Consider the following 19,183-nt stretch of genomic DNA (forward strand, 5'->3'; position numbering starts at 1 on the left):
GCCGACTGCCGACTGCTGACTGGACGGCGCACTCCCCGGGTTTCCGGGGAACCGCTGCCATCCCACCCAACGGATCCTACGGGTCCCGCATTCCCGCGTGCGGCCAGGCGGGCCGTGGGTGTGGGGTGTGCCTCAGCTTCGCGGATACGTACGGGTCACCAGAAGCTTCCCGGGGCTGGAGTGAGAGGCGGAGACGCAGGACGCGTCGATCACGAAGGCGTCGACGAGCGAGCTGTCGGAGGGATGCGGCAGCACGACGATGTAGGCCGGCTTGCCGCCGTAGGTGTCCTGCTGCGCGGCGAGAACCGGCTCGGAGCGGCTGGTCCCACGCTGGACACAGGACGGAACCACCGGGTCTTCCGCACGCAGCGGCATATCCGGAGTGTTCTGAGTGGTGACTCCATGCGACGGGGTGGCCTTCCGGTCGGCGAGCATCTCCCGCACCCGGTTCTTGAGGGTCCCGGTGGAGAGGGTGGCCTTCGCCGTGGAGCTGGGGTCCGCGTGGGCCGTGGCGCCGGGCCCGCCCTTGTCGTGTTCGGAACCGCTCGGGAAGAAGAGGCTGCCGATACCGATCACGGCCGCAGCGCACGCGGTGCCGAGCGCCACCTTGGGCCAGCGCCGAGCGCGCCCTCCACGGGCTCCTGTGCCGGTGCGAGGAGCGGCCTTGCGTCCCGGTCCGGTGGCGGCGCGCGGTCGCCCTGCGGGCCGGTCCACGGCCGGGGAAGGCCTTCCGTCGGCTGCGGGGCCTGAGGGGCCTGCGGGAGCTGAGGGGGCGGCCGTGGGCTCGGTTTCACGTGAAACATGCCCTGCGGAGTCGGCGGCCTCGGTTTCACGTGAAACCGAGGCGTCATCACCGGGGGCTGTCGCGTCGAGAAGGGCTTCGGCGGCGAGTGCGGCGTCGATCCGGCCCGCGATGTCGTCGGGCATGCGCACCGGCCCGGGAAGGGTGCCCAGCGTGGAGCGGATGTCGTCCAGGGAGGTCTGCATATCGGCGCACAGCCCGCAGGTGGCGAGGTGCGTGCGCACATCGACGGTGCGGGACGGAGAGAGCAGGCCTTCGGTGAGCGCGGAGATCTCCGCGACTTCCGGGTGCTCGTCCGTGTCCGTCGAGGATGTCACGCTCGCCCACCTCCGCCCTTCACGGCATCTGTGTCAGTCGGTCCTGCCGCTGGTGGGACGGATGTCCCCTGCGACCGGTTCCTTCCCCGGTCGGACGGGACGCTACCCCTCCCGTTGGGATGGAGATGCGAGAGGAGCGGCAGCAGCCGGGCGCGTCCCCGCGCACAGCGGCTCTTCACGGTGCCGGTGGGGACGTCCAGGACCTTGGCGGCTTCCGCCACGGGGTAGCCCTGCATGTCGACCAGCACCAGGGCCGCGCGCTGCTCGGGCGGGAGGGTGCGCAGCGCTCCCAGCAGCTCGCGATGGAGATCACCGCGCTCGGCGGGCGCGGCGGCCGACTCGTGGGGCTCCAGAAGCTGCTCGAGCCGTTCGGTGTCGTCGACGGGGGAGGTGCGGCGGGAGGCGGCCTTGCGGGCCCGGTCCAGACACGCGTTGACCGTGATGCGGTGGAGCCAGGTCGTCACGGCGGACTGGCCCCGGAAGGTGTGCGCGGCGCGGTAGGCGGAGACGAGCGCGTCCTGGACCGCGTCGGCGGCCTCCTCCCGGTCGCCGAGGGTGCGCAGCGCCACCGCCCAGAGTCTGTCGCGGTGGCGCCGCACGATCTCACCGAAGGCATGCGGATCACCGGCCACGTGCTGAGCGAGGAGCTCGCCGTCGCTTGCTCCGCCGATGGTGGCGTCGTCCAACGTTGAGCCCCCTCCCCGGTCGGCCGGCTGCTCTGGATCAGCCGGTGAACTTCACTTCAGTGATGGCCTGCTTGTAGGGGCGCGTGAAGTACTGCTCCGGGGGAGAGTACGGCAGAGCGGTGAGCCAGACGAGGACGTAACGGGCCTTGGCCTCGCTCTTGACCTTCAGGTCGACGCTCTTGCCCGATGTCTTCTCCGTCGCCAGCTTCTTGAACGAGCCGACGGGATCGGAGCCCGAGGCCGACGGGGTCAGGGAGTCCGTGGCGTACAGCGAGACCTCGGTGTAGGAGCCGCCGTAGTGCAGCCCGATGGAGGCGCCCTTCAGGCTCTGCTCGGAACCGAGGTCGTAGACGATCCCGACGCCCTTCTTGTACGGGGCGAGCCGCGGACCGTCGTTGTAGCCGTAGGTGCGCCAGAGGGTGGAGGCGTCTCCGTCATGGGTGAGCTTCGCCTGGTCGGCGTTCTGCGGTTTGCCGTCCGGGGCGTACTCGGCGGCGTCTTGGATCTGGATCGGCTTGCTGGCAACCTGACCGGGCTTGTCGTCGTCCTTCTGACTGGTGGACCTACCGGGGTCCGGCTTGTTTTCTTCCTTCAGAAGGGTGTCCGCGAGTTGCCAGCTGCCGAGGCCCAGGGCCGCGATCAACAGGGCCGAGACGGTCCACTTGAGGGCCTTGCCGGTACGGCTCTGCAGCGGGGGTGGCGGAGGCAGGGGGGCCGCGACCGGGCGGGCCGTGCGCGACGGGCCGCCGTGGGCGGGCGGCTGGCCGTAGCCCTGTTGGTAGGTCGTGTGCTGGTACGCCGGGGAGGGCGTGAAGACGGGCTCGGGCGGCCGGATGCGCGGCATGGCCGCGACCGCCTTGGACAGCTCCTCCGGGGTGGTGCAGGGCTGGTCCTGACGGGATGCGGTGGCGCCGTCGTTGACCAGTGCGCGCATCGCCAGCTCGGACAGCCCCCGGTGGACTCCCGCGCGGACCTGGTCGGGCGCGATCAGGCCGACGCCCTTGGGAAGCCCGGAGAGGCCGTGGGCGTCCTTGTCGTAGGGCCAGCGCTGGGTGAGCGCGGCGTAGAGCAGTGCGCCGATCGACTCGGTGTCGGTGCGCTGGGGGTGTTCGGAGCTGATGCCGCGCAGCGCGGCCATGACGGCGAGGCCGCGGATGCGGTACTGGCCCGATTCCGTGCGTAGGACGGAGCCGGGGTTCAGCCGCAGATGGGCCAGGCCCTCGCGGTGGGCGGCGGCCATGGCCTGGGAGACCTGGCTGACCAGTTGATAGGCGTCATGCGGCTCGAGCGGCCCCGAGGCGAGCACGGCGGTGAGCTCGGTGGCGTCGGGAAGCCATTCGTGGACGACGTAGACGAGGTCGTTCTCCTCGACGGCGTCGAGTACCTGGACGAAGCGGGGGTCACCCAGCAGCGCCGCCGAGCGGGCGGCGGCCAGCACCGGGCGGGCCCGCGGATGGTCGGCGGGCAGGACGTGTACGCCGACGGCCCGGCGCAGTTTCTCGTCCACCGCACGCCAACTGCTGAATCCGTCCAGTCGGGTGACGCATTCCTCCAAACGGTAGCGTCTGGCCAGCTTGTGGCCGCTGTGCAGCTCGGGGGGATTTACGTCGGCCGCGGCACCCTTGTCCCGGTTGCCCGCGGCCTCTGTATCCGTACCGGCCTTCTGTTGCGTCCCCGCCCCGTCGGCCGTGGCCTTTCCCGCCTCGGCGGTCAGCGACTCCTCGCCGTCGCTGTCGGCCACGTCGACGGCAGCCGTGCTCCGTTCCGCCACCGTCGTTCCTGCCTCCCCATCCGTTGCGCCTACTCCGAGCCAAGACAATTGTGCCCACAGTCCGCCGCTATGCACGACACACGATGACGGACGATGGTTGTGCTCAACGATCAGCGTCCGAGTCGTCCGCGCACCATACCGACCATGGCCGTCAGCTCTTCAATGCGCATCCGTTTCGCAGCAATGTAGAAGACCGCGATAAGAACGAGACCTCCGCCCGCCAATGAGGCTACGGACCCGGACATGCCGGAACCCAGCGCCTGAGTGATGGCATAAGCCGCAGCGCCGCTCAGCACAGCGGCGGGGACGCTGGCGCCCACCAGACGGGTGTAGGTGCGCACGACACGGCGGCCGTCGAGGTCGCCGCCCAGCCGGTTGCGCAGTCGCTTCCAGGCCACGCCCACGCCGGCGGCGTACGCCAGGCCGTAGGAGGCGGCCATACCGGCCACGATCCACTGGGGCGGAAGAACGAAGTAGCAAAGGGCGGAGGCGGCCGCGTTGACGGCGGCGACGATGACCGTGTTGTAGAAGGGGGTTCGGGTGTCCTCGTAGGCGTAGAAGCCGCGCAGGACGACGTACTGCACCGAGAACGGGATGAGTCCGACGCCGAACGCCATCAGGATGTAGCCCATGTTCTGGGCCGTCGCGGTGCCCGAGGTGCCGAAGAGCAGGGTGCACAGGGGAATGCCGAGCGCCACGAAGCCGAAGGCGAGCGGGACGATGGCGACGGCGGAGGTGCGCAGGCCCTGGGAGATGTCGTCGCGGACCGCCCCGGGGTCGCCGTCGTGGGCCGACCGGGAAAGCCGGGGCAGCAGCGCGGCCATCACCGAGACGGTGATGATGGCCTGCGGCATGTTCCAGATCAGCTGGGCGCTGGTGTAGCCGACGTAGCTGGCCCCGGGAGCGTCCATGTTCTCGGCGTCGGAACCGGCCGCGGTGGCGAGCTGGGTCACCACGATGTTGCCGGCCTGGTTGGCGAGCACGAACAGCACGGTCCACTTGGCGAGCTTGGCGGCCTTGCCGAGGCCGTGGCCCCGCCAGTCGAAGCGGGGGCGGAAGCGGAAGCCGGAGGCCAGGAGGTAGGGGAACATCGCCAGGGCCTGGACGGTGAGGCCGAGCAGGGTGCCGATGCCGAGCAGCCGGATGCCCTCGTCCGTGATGGTGGTGACGCCCATCTTGGAGGTGCTGGAGGTTCCGAACACCCAGATGAAGAGGCCGAAGGTGGCGATGACGACGATGTTGTTGAGGACCGGGGTCCACATCATCGCGCCGAACCTGCCGCGGGCGTTGAGGATCTGGCCGACCACGACGTGCACACCCATGAAGAAGATGGTGGGCAGGCAGTAGCGGGCGAAGGCGACCGCGACCTCGTTGGAGGGCGGGTCGTTCGCGATGGACGGCGAGAGCATCCGGATCAGGAGCGGCGCCGCGAGCATGGACAGGGCGACCAGGCTGCCGAGGGCGACCATCGCGAGGGTGAGCAGACGGTTGGCGTAGGCGACGCCGCCGTCCTTGTCCTCCTTCATCGCGCGCACGAGCTGCGGGACGAAGACGGAGTTCAGGCCGCCGCCGACGGTGAGGAAGTAGATCATCGCGGGCAGCTGGTAGGCGACCGCGTAGGTCTGGCCCACGGAGGCGGCGCCGAGGGCCGCGACGATCGCCATCTGGCGGACGAAGCCGGTCAGCCGCGAGACCAGGGTGCCGGCGGCCATGAGGGCGCTGGACTGAAGGAGGCTGGCCGCACGGCCGCCGGAGCGCTTCGGGGCGGCCTCGGCCTGCTCGTCGGTCTCGGGGGGGCTCACCACCGGAGCGGTCACCGTGGGAGCGGCGGCCGACGGGGGCGCGGACTCGTGCCGCGCGGGGCCGGGCATCGGTGGCTGGCCCGGTGGGGGCACGGGCGGATAGCCCTGGGCGGCGCCCTGCGGTTGCCCCTGGGCGCGCCGCGGGTCGTAGGGCTGCTGCTGGTCGCGGTAGAGGTGCGCGAAGGCGTCCTGCTGCGGCTGCTCCCCCGCCCCGTAGCCGCCCTGGTCACCGTAGCCCGTGGCGGTGGGCTCGGCCGCGTAACTCTGCCGCGCCGGCTCCTGGGAGCCGGGTGCCACCGGCCAGGCCTGCGGATCGGCGCCCTGCGGTGCGGCGGACTGCTGCTGGTAGCCGTCCTGCTGGGGGGCGGACCGGTCGTACAGCGGATCCGTCAGCGGGTCATGGCCGTACGCGTCCTGGGCCGGATAGGGGTGCGGCGTGAAGCTGCCGGTGGCGTACGGGTCGTCCGCGTACGGATCCTGCACGTAGTACTGCCCGTAATCCTGGCGCGGATCGCCCGCGGGTGCCTGGTGGCCGTCGCCCAGGTACGGATCGTTCTGGTGCGGCTCCTGCCCGTACGGTTCCTGGGGCGCGTGGGGGGAAGGCGGTGGCATCCGCCTCTCACCGTCATACGGCGCGTTCATCGCTACCCCACCTCATCGTCCGCTGCGGCCGACCGGCCCCGGAATTGCTCAATGGTCCACTTTCTCACCCGCGCCGGATGCCCCGGCGCTTTGCGAACCGGTGTCCGGCGCCGGGTCACTCGGCTGCTCGGGCACGAGGGCGGAGGCGGGGTCGTCTCCGTCGGTCTCCGCGTCCTTCACCTCGTTCTCCTGCGCGTCCTCGTCGCCGCCGTCCGCGGTGGCGGTCCGCTTGCGCTGGAGGTAGATGCGGATTCCGGCGAGTACCAGCAGCAGTACACCGCCCGCGATGACGAGGATGACGGTCGATGTGATTTCGGTGACATTCACCTCGAACGCCATCTCGCCGCTGTACGGCTGCCCGTCCGGCGTGACCAACCGGGCCGACACCCATACCGGGCCGTTCGCGTTGGCCGTCGTCCCGAACTTCACGGACTGGCTGTGCCCGCCCTCGACGTTGACGACCTGGGGCTCGCTGACCGCCAGGCGGTTGCCCTGCTGGGAGCGGAGGATCAGCCGCAGCTGAACGCCCTGCACCAGGTTGTTCTGCACGGTCACCGGGATGGTCGCGCTGCGCCCGGACAGGGTCATGTCCGTCTTCGGGATCAGGCGCACCTTCTTGGTCAGCCCCTCCAGATACCCCTGCACGCCCTCGCGGAAGTGGGTGGCGCCCCGGGCATCGCCCCGCCATGAGGTGGACATCTCCCGCCGGATCGCGTTTCCGAAGGGAGAGACCACGTGGTACTTGGCGGTGAGGATGGTCACGAACCGGTCGAGCGTGCCCTGGGTCTTCCGGACGTCCTCGAACGCCTGGGTCGGCAGCTCCTGGCGGCGGAGCGAGGCGGGGTACGCGCGGGTGCTGGGCACGCGCTGGGTGGCGTTCGGGTCGGGCTTGGCCTTCACGGCCTGCCCCAGGTTCATCGGCTGGGTCCACTGCCCGGACAGGCCGTCCAGGGCCGCCGCCATGGCCTGCGCCTGGCTGGTGGTGGGGATGCGCTGCGGAGCCACGACGATGCTGCGCTGCCGGTCCGGCGACTGCAGGTTGATCATCTGGCTCTGGGCGAGGAACCGCTGGATGGCGAGCGTGGAGTTGTCCGCCTTGGACATGTCGCCGGTGAAGGCCGTGGAGAGCCGGGCGTCGGCGACCACCGCCGTGTTGCCGCCGCCGATCTGCCGGGCCGCGGTGGGGGTGTACGAGAGGCTGCCGGTCTCCCGGAGGCTGTCGCTCCGGGCGATGACGTTGTGGGCGCCCGCGGAGGTGGCGACATCGACGATCGAGGAGTCGACCGCGCCGTCGGCGGGCCAGGCGAAGTCGGTGCGCGGCTTCACTCCGAGGACCGTCTCCACGGTCGTCGAAGCCAACTCGGTGGCGTCCCGGAGGTGGCTGAGGGCGCCGGGGACGTTCTTGCCGTGGTGGGCGAGCGACGCGAGGTCGGGGTCGGAGAACGGCAGGGCGACCACCTGATGGCCCTGCACGGCCTTCTGCAGGTCGTTGAGCCACCGCTTGGCGACGGCCTGGCCGCTACCCGCGGTGGTGCCGTCCCCGTGCCGGTTCTGGACCTCGTACTCCCGCGTCATCGCGTCGACCGTGGCGAGCAGATCGGGGTCGATCACCCAGGTGATGGGGAGGTTCTTTCCCAGGCTGACCATCTGCTGGAGCCGGCCGCCGGGGGCCAGCTCCGCCTTGAGACGGTCGTCCCGGAAGATCGGTGTCCGGTCCTCGTCCGCGTCGGTGCGCGAGGTCATATGGGGCGTGGAGATCAGCGGCCACAGATAGGTGAGCTGGGACTTCTTCGCCGGCGCACTCGACTGCCAGGGCAGGAAGGTGCGCTTGATGCCCAGCACCTGCTGCCAGGGGCGGCTCCGGGTCTGACCACTGAGGGAGACGCCGAGCTGATAGACGCCGTTCTCCCCGAGGTGCAGCTCGTTCACCGGTATGGAGAGCGTGAAGTCCCGGCTGACCCCCGCGCCCAGCTTGCCGATCTTCTCGGCGTACTTGCCGCCGATCTCGGTGCCGTCGGCGCCCTGCTGGTAGCCGGTCCGCCGGGAGACGCTGTCGATCGCGTTGCGGCCCTCCATGGTGGGGCCGACCCGGAGGCCGACATGGGCGCCGGAGACCGTCGAACCGCTGTCGTTGGTGACGGTGCCGCTGACGGTGAGCGTGTCGCTCTTGGCAGGTGCGGTGGGCGTCAACGAGGTGATGTCGACGTCCACGGAGCGCGAGCCGGTGGGTTTGCCCGCCGCATGGGCGGCGGGAGCCCCCGGGGCCTGCAGCACGCCCGCGAGTACCGGAGCCGCTGCGAGCAGCGCCCCGGTCCGCCGTAGCCATCGACGGGCGCGAGAGGACGTCGTCTCCCGGAGGTCTGCCGCATCGGCCACGCGCTCGCCCGTCCCTTGTCGTCAGTGATCGTCAGTGGTCGTCGCAATGTGCGTCCACGGAATGGTAACGATGCCCGCTGTGACGAAGTGCTGTGGACGGCTCCACAAGATCGTCACCGTGATGGAACCGACGATCAACGTGGAGGCCCCGGGGCGCGCGGCCACGTACCCTGTTCTGTTGTGCCGAACGCCAACAATGACAGCCGATCCCCGCAGTCCACCAATGAGCTCAACCAGGTGCAGCGCCGCGCCGTGGCCGAACTCCTGCGGGTCTCTCCCGTCGCCGACGATCTTGCCCGACGCTTTTCGACGGCCGGGTTCAGCCTGGCGCTGGTCGGCGGCTCGGTACGGGACGCGCTGCTCGGCCGGCTCGGTAACGATCTGGACTTCACGACGGATGCCCGCCCCGACGAGGTGCTGAAGATCGTCCGGCCCTGGGCGGACGCCGTGTGGGAGGTGGGCATCGCCTTCGGCACGGTCGGCTGCCAGAAGGAAGGGCCGGGCGACAACGGGTCGCATCAGAACTTCCAGATCGAAATCACGACATATCGCTCGGAAGCCTATGACCGGACATCCCGGAAGCCCGAGGTGTCCTACGGCGAATCCATCGAAGAAGATCTGGTCCGCCGGGACTTCACCGTCAACGCGATGGCGGTGGCACTCCCGCAGAAGGAGTTCATCGACCCGCACAACGGGCTCGAAGATCTCGCCGCGCGGGTGCTGCGGACCCCGGGAACCCCGCAGGAGTCCTTCTCCGACGATCCACTGCGGATGATGCGCGCGGCGCGGTTCGCCTCCCAGCTGGACTTCGAGGTGGCGCCCGAGGTGGTCGCCGCGATGAAGGCGATGGCCGGACGGATCGACATCGTCTCGGCGGAGCGGGTCCGTGACGAGCTGAACAAACTGGTCCTGGGCGCCCACCCCCGGAAGGGGCTGCGGCTGCTGGTCGAGAGCGGGCTCGCCGACTGCGTACTGCCGGAGATCCCCGCGCTGCGGCTGGAGCGCGATGAGCATCACCGGCACAAGGACGTGTACGAGCACTCGCTGACCGTGCTGGATCAGGCCATCGACCTGGAGGAGAACGGGCCCGATCTGGTGCTGCGGCTGGCCGCGCTGCTGCACGACATCGGGAAGCCGAAGACGCGCCGCTTCGAGAAGGACGGCCGGGTCTCCTTCCACCACCACGAGGTGGTCGGCGCCAAGATGACCAAGTCTCGGATGACGAAGCTCAAGTACTCCAATGAGCTGGTCAAGGAGGTCTCCCGGCTGGTCGAGCTGCATCTGCGCTTCCACGGCTACGGCACCGGCGAATGGACCGATTCAGCCGTGCGGCGCTATGTGCGCGACGCGGGGCCGCTGCTGGACCGGCTACACAAGCTCACCCGCTCGGACTGCACGACGCGCAACAAGCGGAAGGCCATGGCGCTTTCGCGGGCGTACGACGGTCTGGAGGAGCGGATCGCCCGGCTGCAGGAGCAGGAACAGCTGGATGCGATCCGCCCGGACCTCGACGGCAACGAGATCATGAAGGTGCTCGGTGTCGCTCCGGGGCCCGAGGTCGGCAAGGCGTACAAGCATCTGCTGGAGCTGAGGCTGGAGCACGGTCCCATGGACCGGGACGCCGCCGTCGAGGCGCTCAAGGAGTGGTGGGCGGCCCAGTCCCAGGGCTGAGGCCGCGCCCGCGACGCATCACGTTTCACGTGAAACATTGACCCCTGTGGGTTTCCCGGGGCGGTGTTTCACGTGAAACATCAGCAGGGCGGCGGTCGCCGCGTAGAGCAGTGCCACCCCGCTCACCAGAATGGCCGATGCCCCGTCCGGCGGCAGTATCAGGGCGGCCATCCCCGCGGCTCCCACGAAGGCGACGTTGAAGAGCACGTCATAGAGGGAGAAGATCCGCCCGCGGAAGTCGTCCTCGATCGCGGACTGGACGACCGTGTCGGTGGCGATCTTCGCGCCCTGGGTGATCACGCCGAGTACGAAGGCGGCAATCAGCATCGGGGCGGGCTCGAAGGGGAGTCCCAGACCCGGTTCCAGAACGGCGGCGATCGCCGCGCACACCATCACCCAGTGGAGCTGACCGTCCGGTCGGGAGGCGTCGAGCGAGGAAAGCCGGCCCACCGCCCATGGAGTGATCAGCGCCGCGGCGAAGAAGCCCGCGCCCGAGACGCCGACCGCGATGCCGAGGAGCGCCAGCCCGCCCGACTCGGTGTCGGCCCACGCGTACCGGCAGAGCATCAGCACCGTGACGGTGAGGGCGCCGTAGCAGAAGCGCATCAGCGTCATCGCGGTCAGGGCCAGGGTGGGATCCCTGCGGTGCAGCAGATGGCGTACCCCGGCCACCAGTCCGCGGACGGTGCTCGCCAGTGCCGCTCCCAGGTGCGGTTGCAGGGCTGCCGGATCGGGCCCCAGGAGGCCGGAGGGCATGCGGAGCGCCGAGAGCCCGGCGAGGAGGTAGAGCACGGCCCCCAGCAGCACGACCAACGCGTCCGAAGAGGAGCCGCCCGGGCCGGAGAGCCGGACCACGAACGCCACACCCCCGCCCGCGGTCGCGGCGAGGGTACCCGCGGTCGGTGAGAGGGAGTTGGCCATGATCAGACGCTCCTGGCTGTCCACCACCCGCGGCAGCGAGGCCGACAGGCCGGCCAGGACGAAGCGGTTGACCGCCGTCACCGACAGGGCGGAGAGGTAGAAGAGCCACTCCGGCACCTGGGCCAGGACCAGTACGGCGGTTCCGGCGGCCAGCCCGGAGCGCAGCAGATTGCCGTGGAGCAGGACCTGGCGGCGGCGCCAGCGGTCCAGCAGCACACCGGCGAAGGGGCCGAGGAGGGAGTAGGGGAGTAGCAGGACGGCCATGGCGGAGGCGATGGCCGCGGCGGACGTCTCCTTCTCCGGGGAGAAGACCACGTAGGTGGCCAGCGCGACCTGGTAGACACCGTCGGCCGACTGGGACATCAGCCGGACGGCCAGAAGATGGCGGAAGTCGCGCAGTTGCAGCAGCACGCGGAGATCACGCACAACGGGCATGACGCCACCTTCACACACCGCACGGGCCTCCGGGGGGATTCCCGAAGGCCCGTGATCAAGCGGCGGAGATCAGCGCCTCATGGCGCACGTGGTGGCTCAGTGGCGTGGCTCAGCGCTCGACCTCACCCCTGATGAACTTCTCGACGTTCTCCCGGGCCTCGTTGTCGAAGACCTGCACCGGCGGCGACTTCATGAAGTACGAGGAGGCGGAGAGGATCGGGCCGCCGATGCCCCGGTCCTTGGCGATCTTCGCGGCGCGCAGCGCGTCGATGATGACGCCCGCGGAGTTCGGGGAGTCCCACACCTCGAGCTTGTACTCCAGGTTCAGCGGGACATCGCCGAACGCCCGGCCCTCGAGGCGGACGTACGCCCACTTGCGGTCGTCCAGCCAGGCCACGTAGTCCGACGGGCCGATGTGGACGTTGTCGGCGCCCAGATCGCGGTCCGGGATCTGCGAGGTGACGGCCTGCGTCTTGGAGATCTTCTTGGACTCCAGTCGCTCGCGCTCGAGCATGTTCTTGAAGTCCATGTTGCCGCCGACGTTCAACTGCATGGTGCGGTCCAGGATGACGCCCCGGTCCTCGAACAGCTTCGCCAGCACCCGGTGCGTGATCGTGGCGCCGACCTGCGACTTGATGTCGTCACCGACGATCGGCACACCCGCCTCGGTGAACTTGTCCGCCCACTCCTTGGTGCCGGCGATGAAGACCGGGAGCGCGTTGACGAAGGCGACCTTGGCGTCGAGGGCGCACTGGGCGTAGAACTTGGCGGCGTCCTCCGAACCCACGGGCAGGTAGCAGACCAGAACGTCGACCTGCTTGTCCTTGAGGACCTGGACCACGTCGACCGGGGTCTCGTCGGACTCGTCGATGGTCTGCCGGTAGTACTTGCCGAGACCGTCGTGCGTGTGGCCGCGCTGGACCGTGACACCGGTCGACGGCACGTCGCAGATCTTGATGGTGTTGTTCTCGCTGGCGCCGATGGCGTCCGAGAGGTCGAGCCCGACCTTCTTCGCGTCCACGTCGAAGGCGGCGACGAACTCCACGTCACGGACGTGGTAGTCGCCGAACTGCACATGCATCAGACCCGGCACGCGGGTGTCCGGGTCGGCGTCCTTGTAGTACTCGACGCCCTGCACCAGCGACGCGGCGCAGTTGCCCACGCCCACGATGGCTACACGAACCGAACCCATTCCGGTTGCTCCCTGTTTGTACTCGACGAAGCCCCGCGGGGTGCGGGGCCTCACTTGGCGGTGTCATCGGACGGGTCCGGCCGGGAACCACCCCGGTGCCGGGGCAGGCCGTCCGCCTCTCCTGACCGGTCCTGCTCCGGTGACCGGCCCGGCCCCTGCTCAGGCGTCCGGTCCTGCCCGGCGGGCTCGTCGCGCTGGTCGCGCCCGGCCCGCTCGCTCTCGATCAGCTCGTTCAGCCAGCGGACCTCGCGCTCCACCGACTCCATGCCGTGCCGCTGGAGTTCGAGGGTGTAATCGTCCAGCCGCTCGCGGGTGCGGGCCAAGGAGGCCCGCATCTTCGCCAGGCGCTCCTCCAGGCGGCTGCGCCGCCCTTCGAGTACGCGCATCCGTACGTCTCGTGACGTCTGTCCGAAGAAGGCGAAGCGGACGCCGAAGTGCTCGTCCTCCCAAGCGTCCGGGCCGGTGTGGGAGAGCAACTCCTCGAAGCGCTCCTTTCCCTCCGCCGTCAGCCGGTAGACGATCTTCGCCCGGCGGCCGGCGAGGGTTGCCGCGACGGCTTCCTCGGAGGCGTTCCCGGGCTCCTCGATCAACCAGCCTTGGGCGACCAGCGTCTTGAGGCAGGGGTAGAGGCTGCCGTAGCTGAAAGCACGGAAGACCCCGAGTGAGGTATTGAGGCGCTTTCGCAGCTCATATCCGTGCATCGGGGACTCGCGGAGCAGGCCGAGGACGGCGAACTCGAGGATGCCGGAGCGTCTGCTCATCGCCCGCCTCTCCCCTCTCCTGGACCCACTATGTCGACCTGATGTATCGACTCGATACATCCAGACGATAGAACCGTGATCCCGGTGGGACAAGAGCGGCCAGGGTGAACGGCGTCACATCACCGGTTCGTGGTACTCAACCGGACCGTTATGGAGTGAAGGCGCCGAGGGGGCAAGGTTTGGCCGTGCGTACTCTGTTCGCCATGCAGACCAAAGGGAACCGTGTGACGCTGTCCTGCGTCCTCGTCCTGGAGGCAGTGCGTCCGGTTGCCAGGTGTGGCCGGATGGCACATCGGGGGGACCGGAAGCCACCTGCCGCTTTCAGGCGATAGCGCCTGCCCGAGGAGTAGTCGTTCCATGAGCGAGCACCGTCGCAAGCCGCCGCAGCCCCAGGGCGGCGGCCGAGCAGCGGCCCGGCGTGCCGGACAGCAGTCGTCCGGCCGTCGCGCAGCACCATCGCACAACGCCGCCGCCGAGTCGGGCTCGGCCTCCTACGGGAGGGAGAGTTCCCACGGCGGCAGGGCAGAGGCCCGGCGCGCCGCGCAACGCGGCGGCCGTAGACGAGGATCAGATCCGGCCGCCGGTGGCGCGGGCCGCGGAGGGCGTGGCGGCGGCCGGCGGGCCACCGGCGGTGGCCGCGGGCGGGGCGGGGGCGGTGACGGTCCGCCCGCCAAGAAGCGGTTCATCGACTACCCGCGCGCGGGCAAGTCGGGCTTCCGCCGCTGGGTCCCGTCGTGGAGGCTCGTCACCGGGACCTTCATCTTCTTCTTCGCGGCGCTCATCAGCGCCGTGGGCATCGGGTGGATGATCGTCGACGTTCCCACCGCGCAGGCCGCGTCGCAGGCCCAGAAGAACGTCTACTACTGGGGCGACGGCAAGCAGATGGTGGTCTCGGGCGGCGGTGATCTCAATCGGCAGATCGTGCCGCTCAACAAGATCCCCGAGTCCATGCAGAACGCGGTGATCTCGGCCGAGAACGCCAGCTTCTACCAGGACTCGGGCGTCGACCCGATGGGTATCGCGCGCGCCGTCGTCAACATGGCGCGGGGCGGGGCGACCCAGAGTGGGTCGACCATCACCCAGCAGTTCGTGAAGAACACGTACCTCGACCAGTCGCAGACGGTGACGCGCAAGCTCAAGGAGCTGTTGATCTCCGTCAAGGTCGGCTCGACCAAGAGCAAGGACTACATTCTCGCGGGGTACCTCAACACGGCCTACTACGGCCGCGGTGCCTATGGCTGTCAGGCGGCGGCCCGCGCGTACTTCGACAAGGACTGCGAGAAGCTCGACCCGAGCCAGAGCGCCTTCCTCGCCGCGACGCTCAACGGGCCCAACCTGTACGACCCGAACGGCGGCTACGGACCGGCCGCGAGCGCGGAGGCGAACACCAAGCGGGCCATGGCGCGCTGGTCGTGGATCCTCAAGCGGGAGGTTCAGGTGGGCCGGCTGGGCAAGTCCGACGCCCAGCACTATCTCGCCAAGGGTTTTCCGCGGACGAAGAGCCCGAAGGTGGCGACGAACAAGCAGGGCCAGATCGGTTACCTGACCGACCTCGCCGACAACTACGTCGTCGCCAACACCAACATCTCCAAGGCCCAGCTGGACAAGGGTGGTTATCAGATCCACACCACCTTCGACCGCAAGAAGATCAGTGAACTGAAGAACGCGGTCGAGAAGGTGACCAAGGAGAACATCAAGCCGAAACTGCGTGAACAGGACAAGTTCGTGCAGTTCGGCGGTGCCTCGGTGGAGCCCAAGACGGGCAAGATCAAGGCCATCTACGGTGGCAGCGACGCGCTGCAGCACTATCGCAACAACGCGGACTACACCGGTGTCCAGGTGGGTTCGACCTTCAAGCCCTTCGTGCTGGCCGCGGCGATGAGGGACGGTGTCCGGGACCGCAACGGGCCCCGTGACCAACCGGATTCCGAGCGCACCAAGGTCTCTCCGTCGAGTGTCTACAACGGTGACAACAAGCTGACCTTGCGCGACTACGACGGTTCGGTCTGGAAGGACAAGAACAACAAGGAGTGGCACCAGAGCAACGACGGTGAGGAGGACAAGGGCAAGATCAGCCTGCGCACCGCGATGCAGTACTCGGTGAACACGCCCTTCATCCAGCTGGGCATGGACGTCGGCACAGACAAGGTGCGGGACGCGGCCCTGGACGCGGGCCTCAGCAAGGAGCAGTTGGCCTCGATCACCCCGACGTTCTCCCTCGGCACCTCCGCGCCCAGCGCGATCCGGCTCGCCGGGGCGTACGCGACCTTCGCGGCCAGCGGCCAGCAGGCCGATCCGTACTCGGTCGAGCGGGTCGAGGACAAGGACGGCGAGGTCTACAACCACAAGGAGGACGCCAAGCTCAAGCGGGCCTTCGACGCGAACGTGGCGAACAACGTCACGGACGTGCTGAAGAACGTCGTCGAGCACGGCACCGGCACCTCCGCGAAGATCGGCCGCCCCGCGGCGGGCAAGACCGGGACCACCGACCAGAACAAGTCGGCCTGGTTCGCCGGTTACACCCCGCAGCTGTCCACGTCGATCGGCATGTGGCGGGTCGACGACCAGGCCAAGCGGCAGGTCTTCCGTTCCATGCGCGGTGTGGGCGGTCAGAAGACCATCCACGGTGCGTCCTTCCCCGCCGAGATCTGGGCCGACTACATGCGCCAGGCCATGGCGGGCCAGCCGGTGAAGGACTTCCCGGCGGCCACGCCGATCGGTGACAAGATCTACGGCGAGAGCGCGAGCCCGACGCCGACGACCCAGAAGCCGACGCAGCCGCCGTCCGAGAAGCCGTCCGCGACGCCGTCCGAGACTCAGTCGCAGACGCCCTCCAGCCTCCCGACCCCCACGCGGTCGTGTGATCCGCTGGACCTCAAGTGCAACGACAACACGGGCGGCACCGACCAGGGCAACCAGAACGCCGGCGGTGACAACGCGGGCACCGGTGGCGGCCCGGGCGGACCCTCGCCCTCGCCGACCACGGAGCCACCGGGCGGCGGGATCTTCGGGGGCCCGTCCGGCTCCCGCAAGAACCAATAGGACCGAACCCCGCACCACGATCGGCGGCCGCGCCGGAGCATCCCGCTCCGGCGCGGCCGCCGCCGTTCGGGGGCTCCTGCGGCTCTCTGGGGGTCTCGCAGGCCCGCGAGCAGCCCGGGGGCGGCCAGGACGTCACGAGGCGCTCAGCGGGCCGCTGAGGCGGTCCTCACCCCTCGCGTCCGGCGCGTACGGCAGGATGGGCCCCATGAGCGTGCGCGAGGACCCACAGGCCCAGCCCGTACGGCCGACCACGGAGGACGCGGTGGCCGCGGCGGGCAGCGAGCTGATCGGCGGCCCGGTCGGGCGCCGGGCGCTGCTGGGCACGAGCTGGTGGACCCCGGTGCGGATCATCGCGCTCGTCGCCATCGGGATGTTCGCCCTGGGCATGGTGCAGAAGCTGCCCTGCTACGACGGCGGCTGGTTCTACGGCGCCACCACCCAGTACACCCACGCCTGCTACTCCGACATACCGCACCTCTACAACGGCCGCGGCTTCGCCGACGACCTCGTCCCGTACTTCAACCGCATACCGGACAGCGTCTCCGGCGGGATGGAGTACCTGGAGTACCCGGTCCTCACCGGCCTCCTGATGGAGGTCGCCTCCTGGCTCACGCCGCACAGCGGCGACCTGCAGAACCGCGAACAGGTCTACTGGCTGGCCAACGTGGCCATGCTCATGGCGTGCACCGCGGTCATGGCGGTCTGCGTGGCCCGTACGCACCGCCGCCGCCCCTGGGACGCGCTGCTCCTCGCCCTGGCCCCCGCCTTCGCGCTCACCGCCACGATCAACTGGGACCTGCTCGCGGTCGCCCTCACCGCCGCCGCCATGCTCATGTGGTCCCGCAGCCGCCCGCTGGCCGCCGGTGTGCTGCTCGGTCTCGCGACGGCCGCGAAGCTCTACCCGGTGCTGTTGCTCGGGCCGCTGCTGGTGCTGTGCCTGCGCGCCGGCCGGTGGCGTGCGTTCTGGGCGGCGACGGGCGGCACGGCGGCCGCCTGGCTGGTGGTGAACGTCCCCGTGATGATCACTACGCAGGGCGGGCTGCACATCCGCGAGGGCTGGAAGCAGTTCTACACGTTCAGCCAGGAACGCCCGGTGGACTTCGGATCGCTCTGGCTGATCATCTCGCAGCGCACCGGCAACCCCATGGACGACGTCAACACCTACGCCATGATCCTCATGGCGCTGGCCTGCGCCGGAGTGGCCGCCCTCGCCCTGTGCGCCCCGCGCCGGCCGCGTTTCGCCCAGCTCGCCTTCCTGGTCATCGCGGCCTTCGTCCTCACCAACAAGGTCTACTCACCGCAGTACGTGCTGTGGCTGATCCCGCTCGCGGCGCTGGCACGGCCGCGGTGGCGGGACTTCCTGGTGTGGCAGGCGTGCGAGGTGATGTATTTCCTCGGGATCTGGATGTACCTCGCGTACACCAACAGCGGCGATCAGCACCGGGGTCTGCCGCCCGAGGGCTACCAGCTCGCGATCGCGCTGCACTTGGCGGGGACGCTCTTCCTGTGCGCGATGGTCGTGCGGGACGCACTGGTGCCGGACCGGGATCCGGTGCGCCGGGACGGCTCGGACGACCCGTCCGGCGGCGTGCTGGACCGGGCGCCGGACGCGTTCGTGCTGGGAGGGGCGCGGCGCACGGCGCGGTACGAGGGCGCGGCGCTGGCGGACTGGGGCACCGGCCGGGGGTGAGCCGCCCTGCGGGCGCCCACCCCGGCGACGGGGCTCAGCGGTCGAGCAGGCGGTCGAACTGCGTCGTGGTGTGGCGCAGATGCGCCACCAGCTCGTCCCCCACCTGCGGTGCCGTGACATCGCCCGGCACGAACAGGATGGACACCTGCATGTGCGGCGGTTCGGCGAACCACCGCTGCTTGCCCGCCCAGACGAAGGGCGAGAGGTTGCGGTTGACGGTGGCGAGACCGGCGCGGGCGACCCCCTTGGCCCGGGGCATCACCCCGTGCAGCGCCTTGGGGGCCTCCAGACCGACGCCGTGGGACGTGCCGCCCGCGACGACCACCAGGAAGCCGTCGGAGGCGGCCTTCTGCTGGCGGTAGCCGAAGCGTTCGCCCTTGGCGACCCGGGTGACATCGAGCACCGAGCCCCGGTACTCCGTCGAGTCGTGGTCGCCCAGCCACAGCCGGGTGCCGATGCGGGCGCGGAACCGGGTCTGCGGGAACTGCTGCTGCAGCCGCGCCAGTTCGTCCGCCTTGAGGTGGCTGACGAACATGGTGTGCAGCGGCAGCCGCGCCGCGCGCAGCCGGTCCATCCACCCGATGACCTCCTCGACCGCGTCGATGCCGTCGGTCCGGTCGAGCGGGAGGTGGATGGCGAACCCCTCCAGCCGGACGTTCTCTATGGCGGCGTGCAGCTTGGGCAGGTCCTCCTCGGTGACCCCGTGCCGCTTCATGCTGCTCATGACCTCGATCACGACGCGCGCGTTCACCAGGCCGTAGACGCCGTCGACGGACGAGACCGAACGGATCACCCGGTCCGGCAGCGGCACCGGCTCCTCGCCGCGGCGGAACGGGGTGAGGACGAGCAGGTCGCCGCTGAAGAAGTCCTTCATCCGGGCGGCCTCGTACGTGGTCCCCACGGCGAGGACGTCGGAGCCGATACGGGCGGCTTCCTCGGCCAGCCGTTCGTGGCCGAAGCCGTATCCGTTGCCTTTGCAGACCGGGACTATCCCCGGGAACTGCTGGATCACCATCTGCTGGTGCGCCCGCCAGCGCGCGGTGTCGACGTAGAGGGTGAGCGCCATTGGCCGGTC

12 protein-coding genes are annotated in these 19,183 nt (G+C 69.7%); 3 read left to right on the plus strand and 9 right to left on the minus strand.

Annotated features, from left to right (window positions below):
* Nucleotides 1-132: 132 nt before the first annotated feature.
* From ASC60_RS01775 to ASC60_RS01795, 5 genes are all read right to left on the minus strand, one after another.
* Nucleotides 133-1,119: a hypothetical protein gene (locus ASC60_RS01775; protein ID WP_055545950.1), complete on the minus strand. Its 987-nt coding sequence runs from the start codon at nucleotides 1,117-1,119 to the stop codon at nucleotides 133-135.
* Nucleotides 1,116-1,805 carry an RNA polymerase sigma factor SigM gene (gene sigM, locus ASC60_RS01780; protein WP_055545952.1) on the minus strand — a complete coding sequence of 230 codons (690 nt, stop codon included), beginning with the start codon at nucleotides 1,803-1,805 and terminating at the stop codon, nucleotides 1,116-1,118. The genes ASC60_RS01775 and sigM overlap by 4 nt, the downstream gene beginning before the upstream one ends.
* A gap of 37 nt (nucleotides 1,806-1,842) precedes the next feature.
* Nucleotides 1,843-3,576, minus strand: coding sequence for a protein kinase family protein (locus tag ASC60_RS01785; RefSeq protein ID WP_055545954.1), 1,734 nt, complete (start codon nucleotides 3,574-3,576; stop codon nucleotides 1,843-1,845).
* Nucleotides 3,577-3,686: 110 nt separating this feature from the next.
* Nucleotides 3,687-6,020 (minus strand): murein biosynthesis integral membrane protein MurJ, encoded by a 2,334-nt coding sequence (murJ, locus tag ASC60_RS01790; protein ID WP_055545956.1) that lies wholly within the window; start codon nucleotides 6,018-6,020, stop codon nucleotides 3,687-3,689.
* Between the two features lie 48 nt (nucleotides 6,021-6,068).
* Entirely contained in the window at nucleotides 6,069-8,396 is a 2,328-nt protein-coding gene (locus ASC60_RS01795) for a DUF6049 family protein (protein WP_079038095.1), read from the minus strand.
* A 180-nt stretch (nucleotides 8,397-8,576) separates the two neighbouring features.
* On the opposite strand from ASC60_RS01795, the gene ASC60_RS01800 reads away from it, so the two are divergent.
* Nucleotides 8,577-10,067, plus strand: coding sequence for a CCA tRNA nucleotidyltransferase (locus ASC60_RS01800; RefSeq protein WP_055545958.1), 1,491 nt, complete (start codon nucleotides 8,577-8,579; stop codon nucleotides 10,065-10,067).
* Nucleotides 10,068-10,085: 18 nt separating this feature from the next.
* Here the strand turns inward: ASC60_RS01800 and ASC60_RS01805 are convergent, their stop codons facing one another.
* From ASC60_RS01805 to ASC60_RS01815, 3 genes are all read right to left on the minus strand, one after another.
* Entirely contained in the window at nucleotides 10,086-11,423 is a 1,338-nt protein-coding gene (locus ASC60_RS01805; protein WP_055545960.1) for an MFS transporter, read from the minus strand.
* Between the two features lie 109 nt (nucleotides 11,424-11,532).
* Nucleotides 11,533-12,615 carry an inositol-3-phosphate synthase gene (locus ASC60_RS01810; protein WP_055545962.1) on the minus strand — a complete coding sequence of 361 codons (1,083 nt, stop codon included), beginning with the start codon at nucleotides 12,613-12,615 and terminating at the stop codon, nucleotides 11,533-11,535.
* Between the two features lie 50 nt (nucleotides 12,616-12,665).
* On the minus strand, nucleotides 12,666-13,376 hold the full coding sequence (locus ASC60_RS01815; RefSeq protein ID WP_055545965.1) for a PadR family transcriptional regulator: 711 nt from the start codon (nucleotides 13,374-13,376) through the stop codon (nucleotides 12,666-12,668).
* Between the two features lie 357 nt (nucleotides 13,377-13,733).
* On the opposite strand from ASC60_RS01815, the gene ASC60_RS01820 reads away from it, so the two are divergent.
* Nucleotides 13,734-16,418, plus strand: coding sequence for a transglycosylase domain-containing protein (locus tag ASC60_RS01820; protein ID WP_055545967.1), 2,685 nt, complete (start codon nucleotides 13,734-13,736; stop codon nucleotides 16,416-16,418).
* 205 nt (nucleotides 16,419-16,623) lie between these two features.
* The gene (locus ASC60_RS01825) at nucleotides 16,624-18,108 is read left to right on the plus strand and encodes a glycosyltransferase family 87 protein (RefSeq protein ID WP_055545969.1); all 1,485 of its coding nucleotides are present in this window, start codon (nucleotides 16,624-16,626) and stop codon (nucleotides 18,106-18,108) included.
* Between the two features lie 34 nt (nucleotides 18,109-18,142).
* Here ASC60_RS01825 and ASC60_RS01830 read toward each other — a convergent pair whose 3' ends face one another.
* The gene (locus ASC60_RS01830; protein ID WP_055545971.1) at nucleotides 18,143-19,174 is read right to left on the minus strand and encodes an alanine racemase; all 1,032 of its coding nucleotides are present in this window, start codon (nucleotides 19,172-19,174) and stop codon (nucleotides 18,143-18,145) included.
* Nucleotides 19,175-19,183: the final 9 nt, after the last annotated feature.

Origin of the sequence: Streptomyces sp. NBRC 110028 (genome assembly GCF_001417735.1) — a bacterium.
Taxonomy (GTDB): Bacteria; Actinomycetota; Actinomycetes; order Streptomycetales; family Streptomycetaceae; genus Streptomyces.